Source organism: Mesorhizobium sp. ESP7-2 (assembly GCF_020164715.1).
GTDB lineage: Bacteria > Pseudomonadota > Alphaproteobacteria > Rhizobiales > Rhizobiaceae > Mesorhizobium.
In genome coordinates this window covers 202,512-227,942 of the sequence record NZ_JAIUGQ010000003.1, presented here as the reverse complement: position 1 = coordinate 227,942, position 25,431 = coordinate 202,512, and the positions used below count along the sequence as shown (strand labels likewise).

Below are 25,431 nucleotides of genomic sequence, written 5' to 3'. Positions count from 1 at the left end.
CCGGACTTCACGGTTAAGAGTTGTTGGTTCGCAACACTCGATCCGGCCAACGCGGTCCGCGGCGCGTCGCTACCTAGCCTTGATCAACTGGGGCTGGACCAATCCGGTCGCGAGAGCCGGTTCACTCCAGATTGGCGATGGCCTGCGCCTTGTGTGCGGCTTCGACCACTGCCAGCGCCGTCATGTTGACGACGCCGCGCGAGGTTACCGAGGGCGTCAATATGTGGGCCGGCTTGTCGGTGCCGAGAAGGATGGGGCCGACATGCAGGGCATCCATCATGGCTCGCAGCGCCGTCAGCGTGATGTTGGCCGAATCGAGGTTCGGGAACACCAGGAGATTGGCTTCGCCCTTCAGACGCGAATGCGGATAGACGCGCTGGCGCAGATGCTCCGACAAAGCGGAATCGGCATGCATTTCGCCGTCGCACTGCAGCTCCGGCGCGATTCGCGCCAGAATGGCCGCGGCCTGACGCATCTTCAGAGCGCTCGGCGAATCGCGCGAGCCGAAATCCGAATGTGACAGCAGTGCTGCCTTCGGCTCGATCCCGAAGCGCTGGATTTCTTCCGCCGCCAGCACGGTCATCTCGGCGATTTCGTCGGCCGTCGGGTCGACGGAGACGTGGGTATCGGTGAGGAAAATGATGCCGCGTTGCGAGATCAGCATGGAAAGCGTCGACAGGTCCCGATCCTTGATGCCGGTGCGCGGCCCGATGATCAGCGTCACGTTGCGCAGATGCCGCTCGAAACGGCCTTCGAGGCCGCAGACCATGGCGTCGGCATCGCCGCGCTTCAGCGCCAGCGCCGCGATCACCGTGTTGTCGGTGCGCACCATGGTACGCGCGGCCTCCGTCGTCACGCCGCGGCGGCCGGCGAGTTCGATCAGAAGATCGACATAGTGGCGGTAGCGCGGATCGTCCTCCGGGTTGATCAGGCCGAAGTCGACACCAGGCTTGATGCGCAAGCCATAACGCTTCAGCCTGACCTCGATGACATGCGGACGGCCGATCAGGATCGGCTCGGCGATGCCTTCCTCAAGCACAACCTGGGCGGCACGCAGGACACGCTCGTCCTCGCCGTCGGCGTAGATGACGCGTTTGGCACTGGAAGCCTTGGCGGAGGAGAACACCGGCTTCATCACCAGGCCGGAGCGGAAGACGAAGCGGTTGAGCTTGTCGATATAGGCGGCGAAGTCGGTGATCGGCCGCGTCGCCACACCGGTCTCGCAGGCTGCCCTGGCGACGGCCGGCGCGATGCGCAGGATGAGGCGCGGGTCGAAGGGCGAGGGGATCAGGAATTCGGGTCCGAAGATCGGTGTCTCGCCCGAATAGGCGCGCGCAGCGACATCGGAAGGTTCTTCGCGGGCAAGGGCGGCAATCGCCCGCACCGCCGCCATCTTCATCTCCTCATTGATGGCGCTGGCGCCGCAGTCGAGCGCGCCACGGAAGATGTAAGGGAAGCAAAGGACGTTGTTGACCTGATTGGGAAAATCGGAGCGGCCGGTGCAGATCATGGCATCAGGACGAGCCGCGCGCGCCACTTCCGGCATGATCTCCGGATTGGGATTGGCCAGCGCCAGGATCAACGGCTTCGGCGCCATGTGTTGCAGCAGCTCCGGCTTCAGAACGCCGGCGGCCGAGAGGCCGAGAAAGACATCGGCGCCCGGGAGGACATCAGCCAGCGTGCGCGCCTCGGTGTCCTTTACATAAGGGTCTTTCCAGCGGTCCATCTCGTCGACACGGCCCTTGTAGGCGACGCCGAAACGGTCGGTGACCCAGATGTTCTCGACGCGCACTCCGAGCGAAACGAGCAGGTTGAGGCAGGCAAGGGCGGCGGCACCTGCGCCGGAGGTGACGACCTTGATGTCCGAAATGGTCTTGCCGGCGAATTCCAGCCCGTTGAGCACGGCGGCGGCGACGATGATGGCGGTGCCGTGCTGGTCGTCATGGAACACCGGTATGCTCATGCGAGCCTTGAGGCGTTCTTCGACTTCAAAACACTCCGGCGCCTTGATGTCCTCGAGGTTGATGCCGCCGAAGGTCGGTTCCAGTGCGGCAACCGTTTCGACCATGCGCTCTATTTCCGGCGCGTCGATCTCGATGTCGAAGACGTCGATGCCGGCGAACTTCTTGAACAGGACCGCCTTGCCCTCCATCACCGGTTTGGAGGCCAGCGGCCCGATATTGCCGAGGCCGAGCACGGCCGAGCCGTTCGACACGACGCCGACCAGGTTGGCGCGCGCCGTGTAGTCGGCGGCAGTCGCCGGATTGTCGCGGATCTCGAGGCAAGGGGCGGCGACGCCGGGCGAATAGGCGAGCGCCAGGTCGCGCTGGTTGCCGAGCGGCTTGGTCGCCTGGATCTCGAGCTTTCCCGGCGTCGGGTGTTTGTGGAAGTAGAGGGCGGCTTCGTCGAGGTCCGAACGTGCCGTTTTCTTGTTCTCGCCTTCCATGCGGCCGCTCCTCGAAACCTGCTTCGGGAGTCCTTTTAGCATGAGGCCAAGGTTTTTCGCGACGCTAATTGACGCGCCGGCAGCTTTAAATGCCGGCACGCCAAAATCGAATATTTATCAGGTCGTTATGGTTGTTTCATGCGAAATCAGGTGCGCGCCTTCGCAGGCACGCCGGTCAAAAGGCGCTGACGTAGAGACCGCCATCGACGGGTATGTTCTGTCCGGTCAGATAGCCGGCGTGGACAGAGCACAGGAAGGCGCAGATCTGGCCGAATTCCTCGGGCGTGCCGAGCCGCTTGGCCGGTACGTCGGCACTGATGCGGGTCTTGCGCGCCGTGGACGCCTTCGGATCCTCTGGCGTACCGGCCTCATGCGGGCCGCGCAGCCGGTCGGTGTCGAGCTTGCCCGGCAGCAGGCTGTTGATGGTCACGTTGCGCTCGATCACCGTGCGCGCCACGCCGGCAAGGAACGATGTCAGACCGGCGCGCGCGCCCGATGAGAGGTCAAGGCCGGGAATCGGGACATAGACCGACAGCGAGGTGATGTTGACGATGCGCCCGAAGCCGCGCGTCGCCATGCCGTCGATGACCGCCTGCACCAATTCGATTGGCGTCACCATGTTCTGGGTAACACCTTCGAGGATTTTTCCACGATCGAGCTCGCGGAAATCGCGAAGCGGCGGCCCGCCATTGTTGTTGACGAGGATGTCGGGTTCCGGACAGGCGGCGAGCAACGCCTTCTGTACCTCCGGCTTCGAAACGTCGCCGACGACTTCCGTCACCGTCACGCCATGGCGCTGGCGCAGCTCCGCGGCGGTTTTGGCGACCAGTTCGGCATTGCGCCCATTGACGACGATGTCGCAGCCTGCTTCGGCCAGCGCCATGGCGCAGCCACGACCGAGCCCCTTGCTCGAAGCGCAGACGATGGCCTTCTTTCCGCGGATACCGAGATCCATGACGATTTCTCCTTTGATTTGCCCGGCAGGCTAGCGCCAGCGCTGGACCAATCGCAACCGTCATACGATCGCCGATTAGTCTGTTGATTGTTGATTTTGAACGGTTTCTTTACTGTGCAAGGCTTTGGACCGGATCGTTGCGGCGTTTTGTAGGTCATTTGTTGATTGAAAACCGACAAAATCGACTAGCGGCTACCCGATGGTAGTCACTCGGCTGGCGCCAAAGTCGAGCCGGAAATCGTGTCGACGGCAGCCTGCAGATCCTCTTTTGCGTGGTGCCCATAGACCTCCGCGATCATCTTGACGCTGTTGCCCAGGATGGCCGCCACGATGTAGATCGGCACGCCTCGACGAACCATGTGAGTGGCGGCGGTGTGGCGCATGACGTGCGGCGAGATGCCAGTGGCGCGCGGTCGGCCACGCCCGGATTTCTTCGGAACGGCGACCAGGCCGGCCTCGATCGCGATGCGCTGGATGATAACCCACATCGTGCTTCCATTGTCGAGCACACGGCCATCGTCGGTGCGCTCGTCGTGCATCCGCTGCAGGACCGGCAGCAACGCTTTCGAGATCGGCACGGTTGCCCGGCGCTTCTTCGTCTTCTTCCGACCGGGGACGTCGTAGCGAATCGTGTTCGTCTCGAAATCGACCCGGTCCCATGTGAGATCGAGAATGGCCTGCTCGCGAGCGGCCGTCTCCAGCGCCAGCCACAGGAAGCGCTCGCCGCGCGACAGGCGAGGGCCTTCGCGCAGGCGCGCGGCTGCGTCGAGCAGCTTCTGGATCTCGTCGGTGCGAAGCCAGCGGTCACGGGCCTCGCCTGGCTCCGGCAGCGTCAGCTTGTGGGCGAATTCTGGCGGGATGATCTTTCGCCGCGGGTCGGCGCAGAACTTCACCGCGGCGCCGATGTAGGCGATTTCCTTGCGGGCGGTCTGCGGCAACACCTTGCGCCCGAGCTTGCCGGACGTGCGTCGAGCGACATAGTCGTCGACTTCGTTCTGCGTGAGCTTGTCGGCAGCGAGGCCGCCGAAATACGGCTCGAGGTTCTTCCAGACGTCGCAGGCCGTCTTGTCACTGGCGAGTTTGACGCGGACGTGCTTCTTCAAGTAGGCGTCCCACACGTCGGCCAGTGTCAGATCGTTGCTCGTCTGCCCGAGCGCCTGGTCCGCCGCTACAATCCACGCCGCGAGGAATTTTGTCGCGCGAGAAATATCCGTTGTGCGAGCACTGACACGTCTTCCAACTCGGTCTTTCGTCCAGTGGACATACCACGTTCCTTTGCCATCTTTTTTGAGGTACGGGGCAGAGCCTGACATTTCACACGTTCCTTATACGCGTCCAGGTCGGTTTCTTCGATCATCACGGGGCGGCCGGGGATATAGGCCAGCGACCCGGAGATGCGAAGACGCTTCACCTTGGACGTCGAGCACCGAAGCCGTTCGGCGACTTCATCTTGAGTTAGCAGCATTGTCGAGCGCCAGCAGATCGCCGATCTTGGTTGCCGTCGTGAACAGCACTTCCCGGTTGAGGCTGACCCACGCGCGGGTCGGGTCGCCCTGGTTGACCTTGATTTCAAAGTCGGGCCGCTCGGACAGGATAGCGCTCGCTGCGTGGTTCGGCAGGATCTCGTCGGCGTCGGCGCCGAGCGCTTTCGCCAGCTTCTCCAGATTGAGGGCCGTCGGGAACGACTTGCCGGCCACATAGTTGGAAACGCTGTCGCGACCGATGCCGGCGCGGCGGGCGAGCTCGGCCTGGCGCCAGCCTTTCGCCGACATCAGCTTGTATAAGCGTCGGCCAAATTCTTCTTTGGTAATAGGCTTCGGGGGCAATGTGCCGCCGAGCGAACTGGGCTTAACATCTTTAGCCATCTGGCTCTCCTGTTTCTCTGTTTCATCACGATTTATTAACATTTGTTAACGGATAGTGCATATCCCGTATGTCGTAATGTAGGCTGGAATCCGTTGATCGTCAAGACAATTTGTCCGTCCGTGAGCGTACAAATCAACAAATGAGCGACAGATTTCCTAATAGCAGTCGTTGACAGCCGACAAATTGTCCGGCATAGTGAATCAACAATCGACAAACAGCCGACAACTCAAGCCGGCCAAGAAGCAAAAAGAACGAGGAAAAACTGGTGTTCGACACCAAGGCATTTTTAACCGAGCAGTTCACCAACGCGCAGAATGTTCTTGTTCTGTTCCGTGCCTACGGTGTAGAATGCCCGTCACTTTCCGCGGTCGAAAAGTGGTTCACGCGCCAGAGCGTGCCCGGCGAATATTGGCCGGTAATGCTCTGCATCCTGGAATTGGAGCGCGGAGAACCGTTCAAACTTGCACAGTATTTTGGAAAACGGAGAAACGGGTGATGCGGGCGGCTAGTGCATATCAGAATGAAGGCAAGACATTTTTCCAGATCGCGTCGGAGCTTCGGCACGCCGAACGCGAGGGCGCCGACGCCATCGAGGTCGCGCTGCTGATCGACGAGGTCGATACGATGCTGCGCTATAGCGCCAGCCCAATGATCCGCGAGCGCTGTCATGCGCTGCTGCGGCAGCATGGCGTCGCAAAAGCAGGAAACACGGGTTAGCGCGGATCTCGCGCGGCTGGAGTGTTGATTTTGATGACCGACAGCATCATCGTCGAACTGGCCGGCGCTCCGATGGCGAAGGAACGGGTCCGCGTCACCAAGACCGGACACGCCTACACGCCGGAGCGCACGGTCAACTACGAGGCGCGCCTGGCACACGCCGCGCAGATCGTGATGAACGGTCGGCCGCTGCTCGACGGCCCGCTTGAAGTTCTCGTCGAGACGTACATGCCGGTGCCGGAAAGCAAGCCGAAAAAGTGGAAAGACGCTGCGTTGAGCGGTCAAATCCGCCCGACTAAGAAGCCCGATTGGGACAATTTCGGCAAAATTTTGGATTCCATGAATCTCATTGTGTGGGCCGACGACGCGCAGATCGTCGATGGCCGTGTCGTCAAATGGTATAGCGCGCGGCCTCGCATGGTCGTGGTCGTGCGCCCGGTCAAGCAGAACGAAGGGGCATTCTCATGAGGCTTGAAGTCGGGAAACACTACGTTGACCGCGAAGGCATTCGGGTCGGGCCGATCATTAGTCACGACAATCGCGACTACCCTTTCCAGAGCGCGGCAGCCGGCAGCTACACGCAAGAGGGTCGGCTGATCGGCATGACCGTAGACCACACCGGCGATCTCGTCGCCGAGTGGGCCGACGAAGCGCCGCTGTCGCCTGTCACGCGCGCCGACTTCGACGCCGCGCCAGAATGGCCGCTCGACGCGCCGCAGCCGAACATCATCACGACACCGCAGATCGATCTCGCCGTGGCCTCGTTGCCGGCACCTGACGGGATAATGCTGCTCTCGCTGACTGTGGGCGGGAAGATCGAAAAGTTCACCATCCGCAAGCACGTCGCGGCCAGCTTGATAGCCGAATTGGCACGGGCTCTCGCGAATTCTGCTTGACCATTTTGTTGATTTTGTAGACCATAGACGATCAACAGAACCTGACGAACCGACTCGGCCGGAGCGCCACCTTGACGACCATGACGCCAAAACCCACTCAGTTGAGCGGTGCGAAATTTCTCGCCAGTCGGCCTTACGCGCTGCTGGCGGATCTACCTCGCGTCGGCAAGACCGGGTCAACCATCATCGCCGCCGACTATGTGATGGCCGAGACGATTCTCGTCGTCACGACCGCATCCGGCCGTGGCGTGTGGAAGCGTGGTTTCCCGGCCTGGTCGGCCTACGATCGGTCCGTCCAGGTCATGATGGGCGGCGCGAAGCTGGACCCGAAAATCCCGTCGGCCATCGTTAGCTGGAACGGCATTTCGCAGGCCGCGCTCCGTGTCGAGCTCCTGAAGCGCAAGTGGGATTTAGTTGTGCCCGACGAGGTACATTTTGCGAAAGCCTTTAGCGCCAAGCGCACGCAGGCCCTTTACGGCACGCTGATCGACGACGGCGCCGTGCTCAACAAGACGAGCGCGCTCACGAACACCACGGAGCGCATGTGGCCGCTGTCAGGCACGCCGCTGCCGAACAGTCCCGCCGATGCCTACCCGATGCTGCGGGCGCTGTTCCGCGAACGGCTGACGACGAACTTCGGCCCGACCGACGTGACCGAGCAAAGCAAGTTCATTGAGCGCTATTGCAAGATGCGCCCGATGAAAATCGGCCACGGCTTCATGTCGCGCTACATCGACGTGTTCGTGGAAGGTCGCAACCTCGAGGAACTGAACGCCCGGATCGCCGGCATCTTCCTGCAGCGCACACAGCGCGACGTCGGCATTCTGGAACCGGATTACGAGACGATGCCGCTGATCGCCCCGAAGGCGCTGCCGCCGGAGCTTCGCGACCAGAAGCGCGGTGCGCAGATCCTGGAAGCGGCGCGCACCGGCGACCGCTCGTCGCTCGAAATGCACATGGGGCCGCTGCGCCGGCTGACCGGCGAGATCAAGGCCGGGCTGGTCGTCGAGGCCATCAGCGAAGAACTCGACGGCGCGCTCGGCAAGGTCGTGATCGCCTACTGGCACAAGGACGTCGGCGCGCTGCTGATGGACGGTTTCGCGAAGTATGGCGTCACCGGCATCGACGGCTCGACGCCGCCGAAGCGCCGCGCCGAGAACGAACAGCGGTTCCTTCACGACAAGAAATGCCGCGTGTTCCTGGCGCAGATACAGGCCGCCGGCGAGGCGATCGATCTGTCGTCGGCCTCCAATCTCGTGTTCGCCGAAAGCAGCTTCGTCCCGAAGGACATGGCTCAGATGGCGATGCGCGTCTGCAACCACACCCAGGCGACGAAGCCGCTCGTGCGCGTCGCAACGCTGGAGGGGTCGATCGACGACAGCCTGCAATCCATCCTGCTCCGCAAATGGAGCGCTATCAGAGAGGTACTTAAATCATGAGCATTTCTATCCACATTGAAGCGCACCCTGACCGGGGCGATATGAAGGCACAGATCACCGACGCAATGGCCGCTCTCGGTTTTGAGCGGACCGGGGTGTTGATTTCGTCGATCAACGAAACCGACAAGATTCCCGTCCTGGGCACGGAGCCCGTCAACAACGGCGATCATCGCGGAACGGAAGTCGGCGCAAACGCCACCGCGACCCGCACGCCCGGCCAACCGTCGCCGGGTGCCAAGCGTCGCACCAAAGCCGAGATCGCCGAAGACGAGGCAGCCGAGAAGCTGGCGGCAGCGCAGCGTGTCGCCGCCGTCAAGGCCGATGTGCTGGCGAGCGCCCGGATCGACGCCACGGAACGCGAACTGATGGCCGACGAGGAAGCGGCAACGCTGCAGGACGCCGCCGACGAGGCTGCGGAAGCCGCGGCGAATTCGAAGGGTTTGACGCATGACGATCTGCGCCAGGCCGTCGGACGCTACCAGAAGAAGTTCGGCATGGCCGCCGCTGTTGCCGGCGTGCCCGCGCTGCTGGGCTGCGCGCTGATCGACGTGCCGGAAGCCGATCTGGCCGCCGCCATCGCCAAGATCGACAACGCCGTTGCCGGCGATGCGCCGGGTCCGGTGGAAACCGACAAGGCCGCTGCGGAAAAGCCGGTCGAGAAGCCCGCGACCAAGGAAGACGTCATGGCGGCGATGCTGCGCTACGCGCTGAAGTTCGACGGCCAGGACAAGGACATGAACGCCATGCCGAAGACGATGGAAGATGCGCCGAAAATCTTCACGCTGCTGTTCGGCGAGGGCGTCGTGAAGCTGTCCCAGGTGCCCGCCGATGGCTACGCGAAGACTATCGCGGCCTTCGACGAGGCCGCCGCCAAAAACCCGTTCAAACGCTAGGAGATCGTCTTGAACGACCACGCATCACGCGCACACAGCAAATGGTCGGCGTCGGCCACGTCTCGGCGGGTCAACTGTCTTGGCTCGCTGACGCTAGAGGCCCTGGTGCCGGAGCCGAAAGAGAGCATTCATGCGGCTCGCGGCACGGCTTGTCACACGATTGCTGAAAAATGCCTGACAACCGGCGCCGACGCGATCAGTTTTCTCGGCGACGTCATCGCCACGAAAAACCACAAGATCGAGATTGACGAGGAACTGGCGATCTCCGCACAGACCTACGTCGACTATGTTCGCGGCAGAATGGCCGAATACAAGGCCGAGACTGGCGACGACGCGATTTTGCTCGTCGAGCAACAGTTCGATCTTGGCCCGCTCGGCACACCTTTCGATGCTGGTGGCACCGGTGACGCGGTGCTCTATTTCCGGCTGTGGAAGTTGCTTGAAATCGTCGATCTCAAAAACGGGCAAGGCTACGTTTCCGAGAAGAACAACATGCAGCTTCGCAGCTACGCCGTCGGCGCGCTGCTCGGCAACCAGGAGCGAGACGTCGACGAGGTTCAATCGACGATCGTGCAGCCGCGCATCATTGGCGGGAAGCCTGTCCGCGAGGAAAAGCTGCCCGTCGCCGATCTGATCGATTGGACCGCCGACTTGCTGAAGAAGATGCACCTGGCAAAGCAGGCCGAAGACGAATTCGAGGTGGCCAAGGATAACTCCGTCCTGTTCGACGAATGGTCGGAAAAATGGCTGACGCCGGGCAACTGCACGTTCTGCAAGCGGGAAGGTGATTGTCCGACGCTGCGCAAGCGGGCACAGGCCGTTGCCGAAGTGTGGTTCGATGACTTGGACCAGCCGCGCATCGGGAACCTTCCCGGCGAGATGTCGCCGGAGAAGATGAACGACACGCTCAACATGCTGCCGATGCTCGAGGATTGGGTGAAGGCCGTTCGCGCCCTTGCGCACTCCATGGCTGAACAGGGTGTTGATTTTGTCGATCATCAACTCGTCGACAAGATCGGGAACCGCAAGTGGGTCGACGACACGGCGGCCATGGTCGAAGCGGTGAAAGCCGGCGGCGTCGACCCGTTCGCCGAACCGAAACTGCTCTCCCCTGCAGCACTCGAAAAGCTGCTCGGCTCGAAACGCAAGGCTCTGATCGAGCCTTTCGTGGTGCGCGAGATCACAGGAACGAATCTCGTCTCGCGCGCCAAGACCACCCGCCCGGCCGCCAAGAGCAAGGCCGAGACGTATTTCGAAGCTCAACCCTAGAAACGGAGAACCATCGTGGCGACGAAACAGAAATTCGCAAGATCCGAAGACTTCAAGACCCCGCCGTGCCGCGTGCTGTACGCCTTCGGCATGTTCAAGCTGCGCAAGAGCGACAGCGGCAAGGAAACCTACCAGTCGACGCTTGTGTTCGCCAACGAGCACCGGCCCGCTCTGGAAAAGCAAGTCGCTTCGGTGATCATTGCGCAGTGGGGCGACAAGGGATTGGAGCGCGCCAAGGCCGGCCTGATCAAGTCGCCGTTCCTGGCCGGCGATGGCAAGGGAGCCCGCAACAAGGAATCCGGCGAGATCAACCCCGGCTTCGGCCCCGGCCTGTTCTTCATCCGCCCGTGGGCGAATGCCGATCACCCGCCGGTCATCCGCTACAAGAACCCGAACATCCCGGCGACCGAAGCTGAAGTCTATTCGGGCTGCCGTGGCTTCGCGGTCCTGAGTGCCTTTGCCTGGAACCATGCGACCAACGGCGACGGCGTGTCGTTCAATCTGTCTTATTTCCAGAAGACGGCCGACGACGAGCAGCTTAGTGGCGGCGGCCCGATCGACGCCAACAAGTGGCACGAGAAGATCGCCGACGAGGGCGATGCACCGCAGGAGACGCAACAGGGCGCCGGGGCCTCCGGCCTTTTCGGCTGAGTTGTTGATTTTGTAGATCAACGCGGCGGTCAATGGTGGCCGCCGCACAACACAAGGAAGACGATCATGAGTTCATTCGGAAATTCCCCTACCGGAGCGAACGGCCCTGCGAGCTACGGCAGCGAAGTGTCGAAGGCCACATTTCTCGGCCGGCTCGAAAACGCATTGAGCCGGCTGGACCGGGCAGCAGACGGGACGGCCAACAACGCGATGACGCTGACCGGCGGTTGGCCTTCGCAACCCGTCCAGTCGAACGGCAAGGACGCTCCGGCCAACGCTGGCGTGTTCGGCGCGGTCGACGACATCGCGGCCACTATCCACCGCATCTGCGACCGGATCGAGGACGCCAATGCGGCCGTTCGGGATCGCCTGCCATGAGCATCTTCGGCAAGATCCTTGGCAACGCCGCCGAGCGGGAAACCCGTCTCGGTATGCCCGCCCGTGACGGCAACGAAATGCTGGCCCGCGCGCAGCGCATGTATCTGATGACCGGTGGACGCGGCTTTCGCGTCCACGCGACCGAACCGCGCGTCTACCCCGACGGCAAGACGCGAGGCGAGCGAAAGCGCGCGGCTCGTGCCGCTGCCGTCGCCAAGGAATTCGCCGCGCAGGAGACGAAGGCCGCCGGGCTGATGATGCGCGGTCTGAGCGAGGCCGATGCTTACTCGCGTTTCGGGGCACTCTCATGAGCGGCCCCGACATCAAGGGCGGCGACAACGCGCAGACCGTCGCCGCCGGTCAGCTACGCGCGCTGATCGAGCGCCGGGAACGGCTCGACGAGGACAAGCAGGCGATCAGCGACGACACGAAGGAACTGCACAAGGAGGTAAAATCCGCCGGATTTGATCTCCGCACCTTCAACGAGATGGTCAAGCTGCGGAAGCTCGACAAGGCCGAACGCGACGAGCGCGAAGCCCTGCGCGATCTCTATGGCTCGGCGCTCGGGTGTTTCTCGTGACCATCGACGACATGCTGCGGGCACGCGCCAACGAACGGTTGCGCGTGTCGGTCTATCCGATCTCGACGGGCTACCAGGCCAGCGTCAGCGATGACGGCGGCAAGGCGTGGCGCGTCGAGATGGCCGCCACGCCCGATCTCGCATTGCAAAAGGCGCTCGGCATCGTGCCGGGCGCATCGGGTCAACTGTGGGTGGCCGCTGCGGCTGCCCCAACCGGGAGCGCCTTCGAATGAACGAAATTTGGTATCGCTACGACGATCCATGGACGGCAGGCGAAGCGCCGTTCTGCCAGGAATTGCCTGTCGCGCGGCACACCGCAAAATGCGTCGTGTTCGACAACTACGGCGCCTTTGATCGGTTCGTTCTGAAAGACCCGAACGGCCGGCGCTACGCCTACCCTACCAAGGAACTGGCGCTGAAAAGCTACATCATCCGCAAGCAGCGGCAGATGCAGCACGCGGCGAACACTCTCGACCGGGCAAAGGAAAATCTCGCGACCGCGCAGATGATCGAGAGCGGCGCCCTGGTTCCGGCGAAGAAGGAGTTTTCGCTGTCATGAGCTTCTTTCAGGAAGTCGAAGGCGAGGCCGCCGTGCTCGTCGAAAACGGCGTCTACAAACAGGTGCCGATCTACGTCAGGGACGGGTTTCTGTACGCCAAAATCGGCGGGGGTTTCGTCCGCATCATGGCCGACGGCGCCACGACCAAGGCCAAGCTACGGCTTGATTTCATGTCCTGGTCCGGCCCGCTGGCGAAAGACGGGCTCGGGCGGCTGTGCTCGCCCGACGTTGCCGGCGCGAAGCTGTTGGCCGGCGACACGCAGCAGCGTTTGCTCGGCGGTGTTGTTGATTCTGTTGATCGCCAATGACCGCATATTACAACGAATACGACGCCGCGGCTGCGGCCATCCTCCAGCAACAGATCGACGACGGCGTGATCGCGCCCGGCGTCGTCGACACCCGCTCAATCAAGGAAGTCCAGTTCGATGACATCAGAGGCTACACCCAATATCACTGGTTCGCAGGCGGTGGGCTCTGGAGCGTCGCGGCCCGCCGCGCCGGATGGCACGACGATCGGCCGATCTGGTCCGCTTCCTGCCCCTGCCAGCCGTTCAGCGCGGCGGGCAAAGGCGCCGGAACAGATGATCCAAGGCATCTGTGGCCGGACCTACTTCGACTTATCCGCGCCGCCCGTGCTGCCGGAGACGGACCTGTTGTCCTTGTGGGAGAACAGGTTAGCGGCGCGGCTGGCTACGGTTGGTTCGACGGAGTTCGCGCTGATCTGGCGGCGGAAGACTACGCCAGCCGGGCACGCGATTTTCCGGCTTGCGCCGTCGACGCGCCACACCAACGGAACCGGCTTTACTGGTGTGCAGTGGCCGACGCCATCGGTGGCGAACGCGACGGGCGGTCAATCGTCACGGAGCGGCGACCGCAAGGGCGAGATGCTTCTTTCGGGGCTGATGCGGGAAGCGGAGGCGCCGACCTGGTCGACGCCTCGCGCATCGGACGGGGAGAAGGGCGGCCCGAACCAGTCGTTCACGGCGGGAGGCCAGCCGTTGCCGGCGCAGATGCATCAAGCGTCACCCTGGGTGACGCCGAGCGCGCGGGATTGGAAGGACAGCCCGGGCATGGCGACGACGGCGGGCGATCGGAACCGGGTCGATCAATTGCCTCGTCAGATGATGCAGGAACCGCAAGCAATGTGGCCGACAGCGGAGGCGGGAGCCTTCGGGACGTCGGACGTTCCGCGCCTGCCGGAGCGGCGACAGAAATACGCGGAGAAGTACGGGAACAACGGTTTCGGGCTGACGCTCGGCCAGATGATCACGGTCGAAACGGAACCTACTGGTCCGACGCCGAATGGATCATCTGCCACGACGGCAAAGCGCGGCGCGCCAAACCCGGTCTTCGCCTTCTGGTTGATGGGCTTCCCGGACGAGTGGATCTCTGGCGCGTTGGAGGCAATGCGATCGTACCGGAGGCCGCGGTCGAAGTCATCGCCGCGCTCCGCGAGACCCTCGACGCCGAACGCCTTCGACTGACGGGAGCGTTCGCATGACCGTCAAGATCACCGATCACGCACTGGTGCGGTGGCTGGAGCGCGCCCACGGCATCGACATGGAAGACTTCCGCCGCAAGCTGGCGGTGTTGGCCGCGCCCTACGCGGCGCTGAAGGTCGCGCACGTCGAGATCGGCGGCGTCTGGTTCGTCTTCAACGGCGAGATACTGGTCACGGTGACGCCGCAGAAACCGCCGGCATCGCAGACCCGCCGGCACGACGGCGGCACCATCAACGGGCGCGGCACCGGCGCTGACAAACCGACGTGGCAGTCGATGAAACGCAGGCGGAACCACAAATGAACCTTGGCGTCGCTCTCGCTGGCGGCGCAGGCAACCGCCGCGCCGACGATTTCTACCCGACGCCGCCTGAAGCCACGCTGGCGCTGATTCAAGTCGCGTGGCCGTACATCGGCCATGTCATCCACGAGCCGGCTTGTGGTGACGGCGCCATGGCGCGCGTGCTGCAGATGAACGGCTACGACGTCATCGCGACCGATCTCGTCTATCGCGGCTACGGGCAGGGCGGCGTCGACTATCTGTCGGGGCCGTCACTGGCGAAGAACGTCATCACCAATCCGCCGTTCAAGCTGGCGGCGCGCTTCATCGAACACGCACTGGCGCAGCAACCGTCCTTCTTTGCCGTGCTGTTGAAAGCGTCGTTCTGGAATGCCAACGCCCGCGCCGATCTGCTCGATCGCGAGCCGCCACGGCTGACGATGCCGCTGACGTGGCGGCTCGATTTCACCGGCGGCGGTGCGCCGACGATGGACTGCACCTGGTTTGCGTGGGACTCGGCCGTTCCGCGCGGGCTGCCGCCGGTCCCGCTCCGCAAGCCAAACATGGGTGCGTTCGCATGACCGAATGTCGTATCGATTTTGAAACCCGTTCCGACGTTGATCTGCGCAAGTGTGGTGCCGGCCCCTATTTCGCGTCGCCGCACTTCAAGGCGCTGCTGGCGGCCTATTCGATCGACGGCGGGCCGCTACGCGAATGGATCTACACGCAGCCTTGCCCGCCCGATCTTCGCGCCCATATTGAAAGCGGCGGCTTCATCCGCGCGTTCAACGCTTCGTTTGAGCGGCAATGCTTCGACGAACTCGCCAGGCGTTGCGGCTGGCCACGGCCCGCCGTGGCCGCCTACAAATGCACCGCGATCGAAGCGGCAGCCATGTCACTGCCCCGCAGCCTGGATGGCGTAGGCGATGCGCTCGGCCTCGCTGTCACCAAGGACAAGGACGGGACGCGGCTGATCCGCAAATTCTCAATCCCGCGCCGGCCGAAGAAGGGCGAAGACCCCGACGGGCTGTACTGGAATGAGCCGGAGGATCACCCCGACGACTTCGCGCTGTTCATGGCGTATTGCCGGCGCGACGTCGAAACGGAGAGCGAGGCGTTCAACCGCCTGGTCCGGCTGTCCGACGAAGAACAGGAAATCTACACGCTCGACCAAACGATCAATTCACGCGGCATCCGCATCGATCGTCGATCGGCGGTTGCCGCGCTGCGACTGGCAGACAAAGCCAAAAAGCTGCTCGATCGCGAAATGCGGCTCGTGACCGGCGGCTATGTGCCGGCGTGCTCGCAGCCGGGCAAGCTGGTCGAATGGGTGCGGTCGCAAGGCGTAGCCATGGGATCGGCGGCGAAGGCCGAGATCGAGGAATTGCTGGAACTGGACGATCTGCCTGCGCATGTGCGGCGCGCGATTGAGATCCGCCAGGAAGCGGCCAAGACGTCGGTGTCAAAGCTGCAGGCCATGCTTGACCGGGCATCGGTCGATGGCCGCGTGCGCGGCGCATTTCTCATGTACGGGGCGGGGCCGGGGCGCTGGTCCTCTGTCGGCGTTGGGTTCGCGAACATGCCGCGGCCCCGCCGCGAGTTCGACGACGCGCATCTGGACCGCGAAGCGCTGTTTGAGGCGTTCCGGTCGGAAGATCCCGATCTGCTGAAGCTACTCTACGGAGAGAAGCTAGGGCGTCCGCTGCATCTGATCTCCGATGCGGTGCGCGGCTTCGTTTGGGCGGCGCCCGGCAATGATCTGATGCAAGCCGATTACAGCGGCGTGCAGGGCGCCCTTGCGGCGTGGACCGCGGGCGAGGACTGGAAGGTGCAGGCGATGCACGAGATCATCACCGATCCGTCGTTGCCCGACATGTATCGTCGCACTGCTGCGGGCATCCTGAATCTGCCCGTCGAGACGGTGACGAAGAAACATTGGGCGCGTCAGGCCGTCGGCAAGGTGAGCGAGCTCGCGCTCGGATTCGGCGGTGGTGTCGCCGCGTTCCACTCCATGTCAAAGGGCTATGGTGTGAAACTGGATCCGCTATACGGGCCGGTGTGGGAGACTGCCGACGAGGAACGCCGCGAGAAAGCCGTCAAGCGCTACGAGAGCAACCTGAAGCGCGGGCGCGAGAAGACCGACGTGTTGTCGCGCGAAGCGTGGCTGGCGTGCGAGATTATCAAGGTCGGCTGGCGAGCCACGAACCCGGCCATTGCTGCCGGCTGGCGGCTGCGCGAGGCAGCCGTGCGTGAAGCCATCCAGAACCCCGGCACTGTCGTCTCGGCGCTGAAGTGTTCCTATCTGGTCAAGCGCGGCTTCCTGTGGTGCCGGCTGCCGTCGGGCCGATGCATCGCCTACGGCTCGCCTAAGCTGCGCGACCAGGTGTGGGCGAGGGAACTGCTGGCCGACCTGACATGGTCCGATGCCGAAGTGATGGATCGCGAGATCGCCGAAAAGAAGGCGCTGCGCGGCACTGTGAAGATCGACGGCGCGACGTCGCCTTCCATCTCGGCGCTTGGCGTCAACAGCGTGACGAAGAAATGGGAGCGGTCGCATCTCTATGGCGGGCTCTTTGCCGAGAACGACGCCATGGCGATGGAACGCGATCTGTTGGTCAACGGTATGCGCAAAGCCGAAGCGGCCGGCTATCCGATCATTGGCCATGTCTACGACGAGATCATTGCTGAAGTGCCGCGCGGCTGGGGTGATCTGAAGACGTTCGAAAAGCTGATCTGCGAACTTCCGCCGTGGGCCGCCGGGCTGCCGCTGACGGCCGGCGGCTGGCGCGGAAAGAGATATCGGAAGGATTAGCCGCGCGAGAATTGTTGGCCGTTTGTCGATTGTTGATTGACAGTCCGACAATTCCGACATACAAAGAATTTGAACGAGGAAATACGCATGGGATCGAAGCACAAGCCGGGCCACCGCACCGGCGCGAAACCGAAGTACGGCAAGCCGACCGAGATGCTGGCGGTGCGCGTGCCCGCCGATCTGCACGACGCGCTGAAGACCACAGCCGCCCGGCACGGCAAGCCGAAGTCGGAGATGGCCGTCGATATTCTGACGGCCGCTCTCGATCCTGCCGATGAAGTGACGCAGAGTGCGTTCGAATGACGCTCGACGATGTCAGAGAGCGCTTCCCGACACTTGGCATCGCCGTCTACGCCATGTCGCCGGGCGAGCCCGTGACCTTGGAAATTTACGCACCTGACGGCGCGGTGTTCCCCTTCACGGCGCCGACAGTGCAAGCCGCGGTGGATCTGGCGTTCCCGCCGGAGCCGATCGTCACGCAGCCCGTCGGCAATGCTTTTGACTGAGTTGTTGATTTTGTAGAATCTGGACAATCAACGGAGAACGACAATGCGATCAGTCACCTTCAACGCGACACCGCACAAGCGCAGCGTTCGCTACCTGGGCCACGAGTTCATCCAGCGACCCAAAACGATCAAGGCCCTGGCGAAGAAGTTCATGGCCTTCCGGGCCGCGCAGCGCGAAGCGCTCGAGCCCGTCGATCTGTTCTGCCGGCGCGGCGATGACGCCGCCCGCTTCGCCTATTTCGATTGAGGGAGACGACCATGTTCATGACGTTCAACCAGCCAGCGAAGACCGCACTGGAAGCCTCGCAGGAAGCGACCATTCTCGGCGCTCAAATGCTCCTGACCTTCCTGGAATTGTCGACACTCGATGAATCGACGGAGAGCCGCATCGTCACTGACCGCCTCGCCCACGACATGGCTTACGAGATGATGAAGAAGGAAGTCGTGGCGCGGGCGCTTTCTCAGACCGAAGCGCCGTTCAACGAACGCGCCATGTCGTACCGGGCAGAGATCGTCGTGGTGCCGCGCGCAGCGTGGAAGACGATGCTGAACGCTCTGGCGCAGATCGCTCGCAAGGAAGCCACGGAGGCGAAGCTATGATCAAGATCTTGCTGATCACCGCCATTGCACTGGTCCCGCCCGTCGCGCTGATGGCGTGGGCGCTGTGGAGCAGTCACGTCCGTCCCGAGCCGCTGCCCGACACGGATGACTTCCTAGACCGTGAAGATCAGTGGGGTGCGCTGTGATGGCCCTGTTCTGCGTCAGTTGCGCGCTGATCTGCATCGCCGCGTTGGGCATCCTCGATGCCGTCCTGCCCGACGATGATTTCTGGACCAAACTCATGGGAGACGACCGATGAAGACGATCACGCTTCTGCTACTCGCCGTGCTGGCCGCCGGCTGCACCAGCACCGGCCACGGGTCGCGCGACAACCACGAATACGCCCGCAACTGCGGCTACGCGATGGACGCGCTTCTGCTGTGCGGAGAACGGCCATGACCGACAAGATGACGACCACAGGAAGAATAAAAGTCACTCTGGAAATCGACTGGCCACATTCGTTCGACCAGAAAGCTACGGCTGCTGACATCTACACGACCGTAGCGCGAGAGTGCGAAAACCTCCTGCGAAGCGCGCTGAGAGAAGCCGATGTCGGTCACAGGATCATTGGGCCGATTGAACCTCTAATGGTCGTCTACCCCTGCAAAAAGACGTGACGTTGTGACTGACGCCATCACGCAGCATCTGCTCGACACGATGAAGGCGCAGCATATCAGCGCCGTCGAGCTTGCCGCCCGCGCCGGCTACGACCGCAAGACGCTGACCGATCTGAAACACGGTCATCACTCGACGCGCGTCAGCACGCTACGCGACCTGGGCGCCGTGCTGGGTCTTGAACTGGTGTGGCGTCCCGTTGCGCGCGGTGTTGATTGTGTAGACCGCGACGATGGACAACAATCAACAAACGGGGCTAAATAGCCGGCTCCACTTCCGACGACCAAGGGGACGACATTGGCTGACGAGCCACGCCTGATCAAATCCGAGTGGCTTGTCAAATCGGTCGACATCGCTACGGCTCGAGCACTCGTCGAGGCGCATCACTACGCGGCTGGCGCCTCGAATACGGCCACGTACCTTCACGGCCTGTTCAACGCCGCCGACCCGGCCTGTTGCCTTGGCGTTGCCTGGTGGATCCCGCCAACCAAATCGGCGGCCAAAGCGAGCTTCCTATTCGATTGGACGAAGGTGCTGGCCCTGTCGCGTTTGGTCATTGCGCCCGACGTGCCGAAGAACGCCGCCACGTTCCTGCTCGCCCGGTCGCGCAAGCTGATCGATCCGCTTCGCTGGCCGTGCCTTGTCACCTACGCCGACCAATGGCGCGGGCACACTGGCGCGATCTACAAGGCGGACAACTGGCAGTATGTCGGTCTGACGCAGCCGGAACGAACTTACATCGTCAAGGGCAGAATGACGTCACGCAAGACAGCCAGCAAGACGCGCACCCATGCCGAGATGCTGGCGCTCGGCGCCGAGATGATCGGGTCTTTCCGCAAGCACAAATTCATCCGGGTCGCTGGGCCCACAAAGAATGCGTTCCTATGATCATGAGCGAAAATCATTTCCTGCGCCTGTGGGCGCTCGGCTACACCAGGCTCGCGCCGATCACGCCGCCCGGCTGCACAGTCTCCGAACGATCATCGTTCCACAAGCGCATTGCCGCCGGCGACGACGCCCGTGGCAAGGCACCGGGCATCAAATGGGGCGACGGGACGTGGAGCGGCTTCGACTTCGTCAACCACGAATCGACCGAAGCCGATCTGCTGCGGTGGCACGACATGGGCGCCGGTGTCGGCGTGAAGACCGGTCGCGGTCTGATCTTCGTGGACTGCGACACATCGCAGATCGAGCACGCCCGCATCGTCAAGGAAGAAGCCGAACGGTTCTTCGGCCTGGTCTACAGCCCGCGCATCGGTCGCGATCCGAAGTGGGGTTTCCCGCTGCGCACGGATCCCGAGTTTCGCTATTGCCGGATCGAGTTCGGCGAGCGTGACGCCAAGGGCCGGCTCCGCGATCGCGTCGAGGTATTGAGCGAAGGCCGCCAGTTCGTCACGCACGGTATCCACCCGAGCACGCAGAAGCCATATCGCTGGCCGCAGGGCACGCCCGCAGCGGCCGATCTGCCCTACTTCGCACCGGAAGTGGTCCGCGCTTTCCTTGATGCGTGCAGCGCCCGCTTGCCCGCGGCATCGGCCATTGTCCAGGAAGGCGCGCCGACCGATGTCGAGCAATCGACGCTGAAGGCCGATCTGGAACTGATCCGACAGGCCGTCGCGGCCACGCCCAACACATCGGCGCTGTTCCCGACGCGCGAGGCGTATCGTGACTTCGGCTACGCGATCAAGGCCGCGACGATCGACACCCCGGCCGATGGCTTGGCGATCTATCAGGACTGGTGCGCGCGCTGGACCGACGGCGACAATGATCCCGACGTCGTCGAGGCCGATTGGAACCGGATGAAACCGCCGTTCCGGCGCGGCGCGAACTGGATCTTCGAACTGGCGACGCAGCATTCCAACCAGGATTTTTCCGGTGCTGCGATTTCGTCGAAGTGGTTTGAGGCCGTCGCCGACGAGGCCGGCATCTTCCAGATCGAACCGGCCACGCCGAAACGCAAGTTCGAGTTCGAACGCTTCAGCGATGCAGCCGACGCGGCGCTGAACGACACGCGCGCCGCGCTGATCAAGGGCATACTGGATCAAGGCGCGATGACGGTGCTCTACGGCCCATCCAACGTCGGCAAAACCTTCGTCGCAATGGACATCGCCTATCACATCGCCGCCGGGCTGCCATACGACGGCAGGAAGACGGTCAAGGGCTGCGTGATCTACGTCGCGGCGGAAGGCGGCAGGGGCGCCAGGCGTCGTGTCAGGGCGCTGCGCGACAAGTACCGCGGCGAGGACGTTCAATTCCTGCTGCTGCCCTCCAGCGTCGATCTACGGCGCCCTGACGCGGACCTGAAGCCCTTGGTGTCGGCCATTCAGGCTTTAGGCGTGCCGGTGCTGCTGATCGTGGTGGATACGCTGTCGCGCGCCATGGCCGGCGGTGATGAAAACTCGTCGGTCGACATGGGCTACATCGTCAACCATTTCGACGCGTTGCGCGCCCATACGTCGGCCCATCTGCTCGTCGTGCATCACTCGGGAAAGAACGCCGCGCAGGGTGCCCGCGGCCATTCGCTGTTGCGCGCTGCGACCGATACTGAAATCGAGATCGCCGCCGGTTCGATCGAAGTAACGAAGCAACGCGAGATGGACGGATCCTGGTCGACGGGTTTTACGCTCGAGGTCCGAACGCTTGGCGTCGACGCTGACGGCGATCCGATCACGTCGTGTACCGTGAAGCTGGTTAAAGGTGCGGGCGTTTCGGTCGGGGTGGCGACCCCGAAGGAGGCAGACGTATTGAAGGCCGTTGAGGTCTTGTCGGCATTGTCTGCCGATGCGGCGGGCGGCGTTTCGGTTGCGGAACTGGTCGATTATTTCAGCAGCCGGGCGGACGATATGTCCGACAATGCGGTGCGCGTGATGATCAAAAAGCTTGCCGCAAAGGGCTTAATGGACAGATTGTCACGCGGACGGTGGAAATCGACTTCGGTCCAGATAGGTCCGGCAATGGGTCCGAACATTTTCGATTAGAAATCAATGTGTTAAGTGAATGGGTCCAAATGGGTCCAAATGGGTCCGCCGAAAAGGCAATGAATGGGTCCATGGGTCCAACACTCTATAGTTGGACCCATGGACCCAATGCCCGACATTCCAAGTCGAATGAAGGGCCGAACGCAACTTCTACGGGGGCGGCTTTATTCTGTCATACAGAAAGGCGGCGATGCGGCCGCAACGAACAGGCAAAGCCAGCAGCGCGAGCAGGAAGAGGCCGACGACAATCCCGGCGGCGATCATTGCGGTGCCTCCATCTCGCCGCTGAACGAACTTGCGTCCCATCCGTCGGCGTAGAGTTTGGCGAAGCGTTTCGCTGCGGCGACAGAGACGGTGTAGCCTCCGCTACGGTGAACGTACTTGCCGCCAATGCCTTTCGCTTCGGCAAGGCGGTCAGCGCGAGTTTTGAACCCGGTGCCGTTCGGCTTGCCTTTGATGATCATCTTGCCCTTGGCGTAGGGTGCAGGGCGGATTGCATAGTCATCGTGCTCGATTGTTGCGGACGCCTGTGCGTCGGTCCAATGCCAGGCCATCACCGCACCGCCTTTGCGCGCGGTGCGCGCTTGTAGACTTTCAGGTCGATATGGTCCGCGTCGTGGCTTTCGTAGATACCGCGCAGTTCGATCAGCAGGCTCGCGTATTCGTCCGGCTTCGCAAGACGGCCTCGCTGCAGCCAGGAGCGGTTAGCGCCGCCATGCTGGCCGACGGGGGCATAGCAAGTGATCGTTCCGCGATCGTCCCACGTCTCGGTCGGGAAATAGGCGCAAAGCTCGCCCCTGAACTTGCGGAAGATGACGGGAAGCGTTTGAGCGGTTGTCATGGTCGTTTTCTCCGGTGCGTGTTTGTCGGTTGATCGGGCGCCGTCGACAGAATCAACGGCGCCGGCGTGCTATTCCGCGTTGAAGTCGTCGGCTATCTCTTGCCAGTCGACCAGGTTCAGGCACTCGCGGGCGGCGGTCTGCGAAAGCGTCTCGCCGTGCTGGCCGATAGCCATATCCGGCGTTCCATGCGGGAAGACTTCGCGACAGAAGGTTTCTGCGGTCTGCGGCGTGAACGGGCGCGCGGCGCGCATTGCGGTGTAGATGCCGTAGTCGTTGCTGATCCACAACGAAATGTTCCACGTCTCGTAGTTTTTCCAGCCCTGGTAGGTGGTCATGGTCGTATCCTTTTCGATGGTTTGTCGGTTGTGTCGTGTGGTGCGGGTGGCTGAAATCAACGGTTCAGGCGCGAATGGGCTGAGGTCCGTAGAAGCCGGAGCCGTTGCGGGTCGCGACTTCGCGACCGAGACGAATGATCGTCGAGCGATGGGTGCGCGTCGGGCGGTTCTTGTGCGCCAGATCGGAAAGGCGCGACACTTCGCGAGCCCAGTAACGAAGCTCGTTTTTCACATTCTCGGGAAAGTGGTCGCGGACGCAGCCGCTGATCTGTGCGCCATGGTCGCCGAAGGCTGCGAGAGATTCGGCAGCGAGGGCAGAATGAGCGCGAGACGCTGCGCAGGCCAATTCGAAGAATGCTTTGGAGCCGATGAAGCGAGGGTCATTGAGAAGCATGGTCGTTACTCCGGTTTGGTGATTGGTTCGACGTCGACGGAAACGACACGAACGGTTTTTCCCGTCGCACGGTCGATCAAGTCGCGACCGATTTTGCGTTCCTCGCCGATTGCCCAGTTTTCGGCGGCTGCAGCGCTGCGCGTGTCGTGGCGCTTCTGCGTGCCGTCGGCATAGGTCGTTATCACGGTATGCGTGAAGGGCTTTGCCAGCGCGGCGGCAATGCGTTCTTCTGCGGTCATTTCCGTTACTCCGTTTTCTCTGTATGTCGGAATATTGCGCTTCGATCGACAAGCTGTCAACACGCAAAATCAACAAAATCGACATCGTGCGAAAAGGGCGCTATTGTTCGAAGTAGATACGGCGCGTATGTGTTTGGGCGCTTAACTCAAAAATGGTTAATTCGTATGCCTCTCAAAAACGGTAGAATGACGAGGAAGGAAATCGGCTTTTCGGCCGCCATGGCCGCGACCGGCGATGCCGGCTATGCGGCCGCCAAGGTCGGCGCCAAGCAGCCGCTGTCTCGGGCGCATGAGATGCTACGCCGACCGGCGGTACAGGCCGAGATCCGCGCCCTGCAGCTTGCTAGGTTGCACAATGACCTGTTGCCGCTGGCGATCAACACGCTCGAGACGGCGCTAACCGATCCTGTCGTCCCATGGGGCAGCAAAATGGTGGCGTCAAAGATCGTCCTGGACCGCGTCTACGCGCCAGGCGAGGCCGGCGCCGGCAAGGATGCAAGCGAGATGACCGGCGACGAGCTCCAAACCGCCATCGATCGCCTGCGCCGGGAAGCGTCGGCGAGAGCGAAGCCGATCGTCGACGTCGAGCCGGTCGAGCAGCCCAAAACAGGCGCTTTTGACTAGCAAGCTTGCAAGACGCTACCATCGGCGCACGATAACTCGTTGATAGCATTGGCGAAACAACAGTATAAGTATTGCAGTTGGCGCGCTCGGAGCGGCCTCGTCGACGTGGCAGCGCCCTGGATCGAGGGTGGCGCGGGGCAGGGGCCGGCCCCCGGCACACTCCGAACGCGCGGGCCGAGAGCCCGGCGGACGCTGCTCCAAATTTTCAGCCCAAAAACCATTTCGGACGTCCTGTCCGTATCGACCGCACCGGCTGTTGCGTTTGTTGATCGGTCAACGTATGATCAACAAATCGCATAACCCCGCAGAGGAAGATTTTCATGCGCAACGAAAGCGAAGTCGAAGCCGAGATCCAGGCCAAGAACCTCAACGCCCCGCGGCTCACGCCCGCCCTGATCGACGAGCAGATCGTCAACGAAGCCTTCCATGTCTTTCCCGGAACCACTCTGACCGTCTGCGCGCTTACGCTGCGCAACGGGTTCCAGGTCGTCGGCGAGAGCGCAGCGGTCAGTCCCGCGAACTTCGACGCCGGGCTCGGCCGGAAGATCGCCCGCGACAACGCCCGGAACAAGATTTGGGCGCTCGAGGGCTATCTGCTGCGGTCGAAGCTCGCGGCCACGATCTGAGGGAAGGCCGACGCCATGTGGCTCGTCATCGGAATCATTCTTGGCATCATCGTCGGCGCGGCACTGGCTGCCTGGCTCATCAGCGAAGCGATTGCCGACGCCATCGGCCGCGGCCTGAACTGGTAGTCCGCCGTGATCACTTTCTCCCCGCTCGCCGCCTACGGCATCCGTTTTCACGGCAAAATGTGGCTGAAAATGTCGAAATTGGCTCGAATCGGCGCTGAAGCGTATGGCTGGCGGCCCTATTCGTGGACCAGCAAGCCCGAAGACGCCGAAAAATGGTGTTCGAAGACTGCGGCGACACATTTTGCGGAGCGGCATTGCCGCGGCCCGTTTGAAGTGGCCGATTTCACGGCCAAATCGCCCGGTGTTGACCAGATCGCTTGACAATCAACGCGCGATCAACGTAAATCAGCGTGCAGATCGTCCTCC

General features: G+C 62.5%; 41 protein-coding genes. 31 read left to right on the top strand and 10 right to left on the bottom strand.

Annotated features, from left to right (window positions below):
* Positions 1-121: 121 nt before the first annotated feature.
* From LB543_RS05235 to LB543_RS05215, 5 genes are all read right to left on the bottom strand, one after another.
* Positions 122-2,446: an NADP-dependent malic enzyme gene (locus LB543_RS05235; protein WP_224613301.1), complete on the bottom strand. Its 2,325-nt coding sequence runs from the start codon at positions 2,444-2,446 to the stop codon at positions 122-124.
* A 175-nt stretch (positions 2,447-2,621) separates the two neighbouring features.
* Entirely contained in the window at positions 2,622-3,401 is a 780-nt protein-coding gene (locus tag LB543_RS05230) for an SDR family oxidoreductase (RefSeq protein WP_224613300.1), read from the bottom strand.
* A gap of 206 nt (positions 3,402-3,607) precedes the next feature.
* Positions 3,608-4,504, bottom strand: coding sequence for a tyrosine-type recombinase/integrase (locus LB543_RS05225; RefSeq protein ID WP_224613299.1), 897 nt, complete (start codon positions 4,502-4,504; stop codon positions 3,608-3,610).
* Positions 4,505-4,569: 65 nt separating this feature from the next.
* Positions 4,570-4,866 carry a helix-turn-helix domain-containing protein gene (locus LB543_RS05220; RefSeq protein WP_224613298.1) on the bottom strand — a complete coding sequence of 99 codons (297 nt, stop codon included), beginning with the start codon at positions 4,864-4,866 and terminating at the stop codon, positions 4,570-4,572.
* Positions 4,847-5,308 (bottom strand): helix-turn-helix domain-containing protein, encoded by a 462-nt coding sequence (locus LB543_RS05215; RefSeq protein WP_224613297.1) that lies wholly within the window; start codon positions 5,306-5,308, stop codon positions 4,847-4,849. The genes LB543_RS05220 and LB543_RS05215 overlap by 20 nt, the downstream gene beginning before the upstream one ends.
* 224 nt (positions 5,309-5,532) lie before the next feature.
* Between LB543_RS05215 and LB543_RS05210 the strand changes: the two genes are divergently transcribed.
* From LB543_RS05210 to LB543_RS34045, 28 genes are all read left to right on the top strand, one after another.
* Complete coding sequence (locus LB543_RS05210; RefSeq protein WP_224613296.1) at positions 5,533-5,763, top strand: hypothetical protein; 231 nt, start codon at positions 5,533-5,535, stop codon at positions 5,761-5,763.
* A complete protein-coding gene (locus LB543_RS05205) occupies positions 5,763-5,984 on the top strand; it encodes a hypothetical protein (RefSeq protein ID WP_224613295.1) in 222 nt (73 codons plus the stop codon). The genes LB543_RS05210 and LB543_RS05205 overlap by 1 nt, the downstream gene beginning before the upstream one ends.
* A gap of 33 nt (positions 5,985-6,017) precedes the next feature.
* Entirely contained in the window at positions 6,018-6,452 is a 435-nt protein-coding gene (locus LB543_RS05200) for a RusA family crossover junction endodeoxyribonuclease (RefSeq protein ID WP_224613294.1), read from the top strand.
* A complete protein-coding gene (locus LB543_RS05195) occupies positions 6,449-6,880 on the top strand; it encodes a hypothetical protein (protein ID WP_224613293.1) in 432 nt (143 codons plus the stop codon). Before LB543_RS05200 ends, LB543_RS05195 begins: the two co-directional genes overlap by 4 nt.
* Before the next feature lie 80 nt (positions 6,881-6,960).
* Positions 6,961-8,319: a helicase-related protein gene (locus LB543_RS05190; RefSeq protein WP_411908739.1), complete on the top strand. Its 1,359-nt coding sequence runs from the start codon at positions 6,961-6,963 to the stop codon at positions 8,317-8,319.
* Positions 8,316-9,212: a hypothetical protein gene (locus LB543_RS05185; RefSeq protein WP_224613291.1), complete on the top strand. Its 897-nt coding sequence runs from the start codon at positions 8,316-8,318 to the stop codon at positions 9,210-9,212. Before LB543_RS05190 ends, LB543_RS05185 begins: the two co-directional genes overlap by 4 nt.
* A gap of 9 nt (positions 9,213-9,221) precedes the next feature.
* Complete coding sequence (locus LB543_RS05180; protein ID WP_224613290.1) at positions 9,222-10,481, top strand: DUF2800 domain-containing protein; 1,260 nt, start codon at positions 9,222-9,224, stop codon at positions 10,479-10,481.
* 15 nt (positions 10,482-10,496) lie between these two features.
* On the top strand, positions 10,497-11,132 hold the full coding sequence (locus LB543_RS05175; protein WP_224613289.1) for an ssDNA-binding protein: 636 nt from the start codon (positions 10,497-10,499) through the stop codon (positions 11,130-11,132).
* A 66-nt stretch (positions 11,133-11,198) separates the two neighbouring features.
* Complete coding sequence (locus tag LB543_RS05170) at positions 11,199-11,510, top strand: hypothetical protein (RefSeq protein ID WP_224613288.1); 312 nt, start codon at positions 11,199-11,201, stop codon at positions 11,508-11,510.
* Positions 11,507-11,821, top strand: coding sequence for a hypothetical protein (locus LB543_RS05165; RefSeq protein ID WP_224613287.1), 315 nt, complete (start codon positions 11,507-11,509; stop codon positions 11,819-11,821). The genes LB543_RS05170 and LB543_RS05165 overlap by 4 nt, the downstream gene beginning before the upstream one ends.
* Positions 11,818-12,090 (top strand): DUF2312 domain-containing protein, encoded by a 273-nt coding sequence (locus LB543_RS05160; protein WP_224613286.1) that lies wholly within the window; start codon positions 11,818-11,820, stop codon positions 12,088-12,090. Before LB543_RS05165 ends, LB543_RS05160 begins: the two co-directional genes overlap by 4 nt.
* On the top strand, positions 12,087-12,323 hold the full coding sequence (locus tag LB543_RS05155) for a hypothetical protein (RefSeq protein WP_224613285.1): 237 nt from the start codon (positions 12,087-12,089) through the stop codon (positions 12,321-12,323). Before LB543_RS05160 ends, LB543_RS05155 begins: the two co-directional genes overlap by 4 nt.
* Entirely contained in the window at positions 12,320-12,649 is a 330-nt protein-coding gene (locus LB543_RS05150; RefSeq protein WP_224613284.1) for a hypothetical protein, read from the top strand. Before LB543_RS05155 ends, LB543_RS05150 begins: the two co-directional genes overlap by 4 nt.
* Positions 12,646-12,957, top strand: a complete 312-nt coding sequence (locus LB543_RS05145) for a hypothetical protein (protein ID WP_224613283.1) — start codon at positions 12,646-12,648, stop codon at positions 12,955-12,957. The genes LB543_RS05150 and LB543_RS05145 overlap by 4 nt, the downstream gene beginning before the upstream one ends.
* Positions 12,954-14,150 (top strand): DNA cytosine methyltransferase, encoded by a 1,197-nt coding sequence (locus tag LB543_RS05140; RefSeq protein ID WP_224613282.1) that lies wholly within the window; start codon positions 12,954-12,956, stop codon positions 14,148-14,150. Before LB543_RS05145 ends, LB543_RS05140 begins: the two co-directional genes overlap by 4 nt.
* Positions 14,147-14,452, top strand: coding sequence for a hypothetical protein (locus LB543_RS05135; protein WP_224613281.1), 306 nt, complete (start codon positions 14,147-14,149; stop codon positions 14,450-14,452). Before LB543_RS05140 ends, LB543_RS05135 begins: the two co-directional genes overlap by 4 nt.
* Positions 14,449-15,009, top strand: coding sequence for an SAM-dependent methyltransferase (locus LB543_RS05130; RefSeq protein WP_224613280.1), 561 nt, complete (start codon positions 14,449-14,451; stop codon positions 15,007-15,009). Before LB543_RS05135 ends, LB543_RS05130 begins: the two co-directional genes overlap by 4 nt.
* A complete protein-coding gene (locus tag LB543_RS05125) occupies positions 14,937-17,240 on the top strand; it encodes a hypothetical protein (protein WP_224613279.1) in 2,304 nt (767 codons plus the stop codon). The genes LB543_RS05130 and LB543_RS05125 overlap by 73 nt, the downstream gene beginning before the upstream one ends.
* 87 nt (positions 17,241-17,327) lie before the next feature.
* Positions 17,328-17,543 carry a hypothetical protein gene (locus tag LB543_RS05120; protein WP_224613278.1) on the top strand — a complete coding sequence of 72 codons (216 nt, stop codon included), beginning with the start codon at positions 17,328-17,330 and terminating at the stop codon, positions 17,541-17,543.
* Positions 17,540-17,746 (top strand): hypothetical protein, encoded by a 207-nt coding sequence (locus LB543_RS05115; RefSeq protein ID WP_224613277.1) that lies wholly within the window; start codon positions 17,540-17,542, stop codon positions 17,744-17,746. Before LB543_RS05120 ends, LB543_RS05115 begins: the two co-directional genes overlap by 4 nt.
* 43 nt (positions 17,747-17,789) lie before the next feature.
* Entirely contained in the window at positions 17,790-17,993 is a 204-nt protein-coding gene (locus tag LB543_RS05110; RefSeq protein WP_224613276.1) for a hypothetical protein, read from the top strand.
* Positions 17,994-18,004: 11 nt separating this feature from the next.
* A complete protein-coding gene (locus LB543_RS05105; protein ID WP_224613275.1) occupies positions 18,005-18,346 on the top strand; it encodes a hypothetical protein in 342 nt (113 codons plus the stop codon).
* Positions 18,343-18,492 carry a hypothetical protein gene (locus LB543_RS05100; protein ID WP_224613274.1) on the top strand — a complete coding sequence of 50 codons (150 nt, stop codon included), beginning with the start codon at positions 18,343-18,345 and terminating at the stop codon, positions 18,490-18,492. The genes LB543_RS05105 and LB543_RS05100 overlap by 4 nt, the downstream gene beginning before the upstream one ends.
* A 109-nt stretch (positions 18,493-18,601) precedes the next feature.
* On the top strand, positions 18,602-18,745 hold the full coding sequence (locus tag LB543_RS05095) for a hypothetical protein (protein WP_224613273.1): 144 nt from the start codon (positions 18,602-18,604) through the stop codon (positions 18,743-18,745).
* Positions 18,742-18,963, top strand: coding sequence for a hypothetical protein (locus tag LB543_RS05090; protein ID WP_224613272.1), 222 nt, complete (start codon positions 18,742-18,744; stop codon positions 18,961-18,963). The genes LB543_RS05095 and LB543_RS05090 overlap by 4 nt, the downstream gene beginning before the upstream one ends.
* Positions 18,964-18,967: 4 nt before the next feature.
* Positions 18,968-19,225 (top strand): helix-turn-helix domain-containing protein, encoded by a 258-nt coding sequence (locus tag LB543_RS05085; RefSeq protein WP_224613271.1) that lies wholly within the window; start codon positions 18,968-18,970, stop codon positions 19,223-19,225.
* Between the two features lie 33 nt (positions 19,226-19,258).
* A complete protein-coding gene (locus LB543_RS05080) occupies positions 19,259-19,849 on the top strand; it encodes a hypothetical protein (protein WP_224613270.1) in 591 nt (196 codons plus the stop codon).
* Positions 19,846-21,939 carry an AAA family ATPase gene (locus LB543_RS34045; protein WP_318012952.1) on the top strand — a complete coding sequence of 698 codons (2,094 nt, stop codon included), beginning with the start codon at positions 19,846-19,848 and terminating at the stop codon, positions 21,937-21,939. The genes LB543_RS05080 and LB543_RS34045 overlap by 4 nt, the downstream gene beginning before the upstream one ends.
* A gap of 260 nt (positions 21,940-22,199) precedes the next feature.
* On the opposite strand, the gene LB543_RS05070 is transcribed toward LB543_RS34045, so the two are convergent.
* From LB543_RS05070 to LB543_RS05050, 5 genes are all read right to left on the bottom strand, one after another.
* On the bottom strand, positions 22,200-22,493 hold the full coding sequence (locus tag LB543_RS05070) for a hypothetical protein (RefSeq protein ID WP_224613269.1): 294 nt from the start codon (positions 22,491-22,493) through the stop codon (positions 22,200-22,202).
* Positions 22,493-22,780, bottom strand: coding sequence for a hypothetical protein (locus tag LB543_RS05065; RefSeq protein WP_224613268.1), 288 nt, complete (start codon positions 22,778-22,780; stop codon positions 22,493-22,495). Before LB543_RS05065 ends, LB543_RS05070 begins: the two co-directional genes overlap by 1 nt.
* A 69-nt stretch (positions 22,781-22,849) precedes the next feature.
* Complete coding sequence (locus LB543_RS05060; RefSeq protein WP_224613267.1) at positions 22,850-23,116, bottom strand: hypothetical protein; 267 nt, start codon at positions 23,114-23,116, stop codon at positions 22,850-22,852.
* Between the two features lie 64 nt (positions 23,117-23,180).
* Positions 23,181-23,510 (bottom strand): hypothetical protein, encoded by a 330-nt coding sequence (locus LB543_RS05055; RefSeq protein ID WP_224613266.1) that lies wholly within the window; start codon positions 23,508-23,510, stop codon positions 23,181-23,183.
* 5 nt (positions 23,511-23,515) lie between these two features.
* On the bottom strand, positions 23,516-23,749 hold the full coding sequence (locus LB543_RS05050) for a hypothetical protein (protein WP_224613265.1): 234 nt from the start codon (positions 23,747-23,749) through the stop codon (positions 23,516-23,518).
* Positions 23,750-23,935: 186 nt separating this feature from the next.
* Here LB543_RS05050 and LB543_RS05045 point away from each other — a divergent pair, with 186 nt between their 5' ends.
* From LB543_RS05045 to LB543_RS05035, 3 genes are all read left to right on the top strand, one after another.
* Positions 23,936-24,373 (top strand): hypothetical protein, encoded by a 438-nt coding sequence (locus tag LB543_RS05045; protein WP_224613264.1) that lies wholly within the window; start codon positions 23,936-23,938, stop codon positions 24,371-24,373.
* Between the two features lie 320 nt (positions 24,374-24,693).
* Positions 24,694-24,999, top strand: coding sequence for a Gp49 family protein (locus LB543_RS05040; protein ID WP_224613263.1), 306 nt, complete (start codon positions 24,694-24,696; stop codon positions 24,997-24,999).
* Between the two features lie 132 nt (positions 25,000-25,131).
* Positions 25,132-25,386 carry a hypothetical protein gene (locus tag LB543_RS05035; RefSeq protein WP_224613262.1) on the top strand — a complete coding sequence of 85 codons (255 nt, stop codon included), beginning with the start codon at positions 25,132-25,134 and terminating at the stop codon, positions 25,384-25,386.
* The last annotated feature ends 45 nt before the right edge of the window (positions 25,387-25,431 follow it).

Coding starts and splice junctions, on each gene's coding strand:
- LB543_RS05165 (WP_224613287.1), top strand. CDS start 11,507: ATGAGCATCTTCGGCAAGATCCTTGGCAACGCCGCCGAGCGGGAAACC.
- LB543_RS34045 (WP_318012952.1), top strand. CDS start 19,846: ATGATCATGAGCGAAAATCATTTCCTGCGCCTGTGGGCGCTCGGCTAC.
- LB543_RS05150 (WP_224613284.1), top strand. CDS start 12,320: ATGAACGAAATTTGGTATCGCTACGACGATCCATGGACGGCAGGCGAA.
- LB543_RS05055 (WP_224613266.1), bottom strand. CDS start 23,510: ATGCTTCTCAATGACCCTCGCTTCATCGGCTCCAAAGCATTCTTCGAA.
- LB543_RS05145 (WP_224613283.1), top strand. CDS start 12,646: ATGAGCTTCTTTCAGGAAGTCGAAGGCGAGGCCGCCGTGCTCGTCGAA.
- LB543_RS05230 (WP_224613300.1), bottom strand. CDS start 3,401: ATGGATCTCGGTATCCGCGGAAAGAAGGCCATCGTCTGCGCTTCGAGC.
- LB543_RS05195 (WP_224613293.1), top strand. CDS start 6,449: ATGAGGCTTGAAGTCGGGAAACACTACGTTGACCGCGAAGGCATTCGG.
- LB543_RS05095 (WP_224613273.1), top strand. CDS start 18,602: ATGAAGACGATCACGCTTCTGCTACTCGCCGTGCTGGCCGCCGGCTGC.
- LB543_RS05220 (WP_224613298.1), bottom strand. CDS start 4,866: ATGCTGCTAACTCAAGATGAAGTCGCCGAACGGCTTCGGTGCTCGACG.
- LB543_RS05160 (WP_224613286.1), top strand. CDS start 11,818: ATGAGCGGCCCCGACATCAAGGGCGGCGACAACGCGCAGACCGTCGCC.
- LB543_RS05100 (WP_224613274.1), top strand. CDS start 18,343: ATGATCAAGATCTTGCTGATCACCGCCATTGCACTGGTCCCGCCCGTC.
- LB543_RS05045 (WP_224613264.1), top strand. CDS start 23,936: ATGACGAGGAAGGAAATCGGCTTTTCGGCCGCCATGGCCGCGACCGGC.
- LB543_RS05190 (WP_411908739.1), top strand. CDS start 6,961: ATGACGCCAAAACCCACTCAGTTGAGCGGTGCGAAATTTCTCGCCAGT.
- LB543_RS05050 (WP_224613265.1), bottom strand. CDS start 23,749: ATGACCGCAGAAGAACGCATTGCCGCCGCGCTGGCAAAGCCCTTCACG.
- LB543_RS05120 (WP_224613278.1), top strand. CDS start 17,328: ATGGGATCGAAGCACAAGCCGGGCCACCGCACCGGCGCGAAACCGAAG.
- LB543_RS05110 (WP_224613276.1), top strand. CDS start 17,790: ATGCGATCAGTCACCTTCAACGCGACACCGCACAAGCGCAGCGTTCGC.
- LB543_RS05235 (WP_224613301.1), bottom strand. CDS start 2,446: ATGGAAGGCGAGAACAAGAAAACGGCACGTTCGGACCTCGACGAAGCC.
- LB543_RS05115 (WP_224613277.1), top strand. CDS start 17,540: ATGACGCTCGACGATGTCAGAGAGCGCTTCCCGACACTTGGCATCGCC.
- LB543_RS05130 (WP_224613280.1), top strand. CDS start 14,449: ATGAACCTTGGCGTCGCTCTCGCTGGCGGCGCAGGCAACCGCCGCGCC.
- LB543_RS05205 (WP_224613295.1), top strand. CDS start 5,763: ATGCGGGCGGCTAGTGCATATCAGAATGAAGGCAAGACATTTTTCCAG.
- LB543_RS05070 (WP_224613269.1), bottom strand. CDS start 22,493: ATGGCCTGGCATTGGACCGACGCACAGGCGTCCGCAACAATCGAGCAC.
- LB543_RS05105 (WP_224613275.1), top strand. CDS start 18,005: ATGTTCATGACGTTCAACCAGCCAGCGAAGACCGCACTGGAAGCCTCG.
- LB543_RS05215 (WP_224613297.1), bottom strand. CDS start 5,308: ATGTTAATAAATCGTGATGAAACAGAGAAACAGGAGAGCCAGATGGCT.
- LB543_RS05090 (WP_224613272.1), top strand. CDS start 18,742: ATGACCGACAAGATGACGACCACAGGAAGAATAAAAGTCACTCTGGAA.
- LB543_RS05200 (WP_224613294.1), top strand. CDS start 6,018: ATGACCGACAGCATCATCGTCGAACTGGCCGGCGCTCCGATGGCGAAG.
- LB543_RS05135 (WP_224613281.1), top strand. CDS start 14,147: ATGACCGTCAAGATCACCGATCACGCACTGGTGCGGTGGCTGGAGCGC.
- LB543_RS05040 (WP_224613263.1), top strand. CDS start 24,694: ATGCGCAACGAAAGCGAAGTCGAAGCCGAGATCCAGGCCAAGAACCTC.
- LB543_RS05060 (WP_224613267.1), bottom strand. CDS start 23,116: ATGACCACCTACCAGGGCTGGAAAAACTACGAGACGTGGAACATTTCG.
- LB543_RS05065 (WP_224613268.1), bottom strand. CDS start 22,780: ATGACAACCGCTCAAACGCTTCCCGTCATCTTCCGCAAGTTCAGGGGC.
- LB543_RS05185 (WP_224613291.1), top strand. CDS start 8,316: ATGAGCATTTCTATCCACATTGAAGCGCACCCTGACCGGGGCGATATG.
- LB543_RS05170 (WP_224613288.1), top strand. CDS start 11,199: ATGAGTTCATTCGGAAATTCCCCTACCGGAGCGAACGGCCCTGCGAGC.
- LB543_RS05140 (WP_224613282.1), top strand. CDS start 12,954: ATGACCGCATATTACAACGAATACGACGCCGCGGCTGCGGCCATCCTC.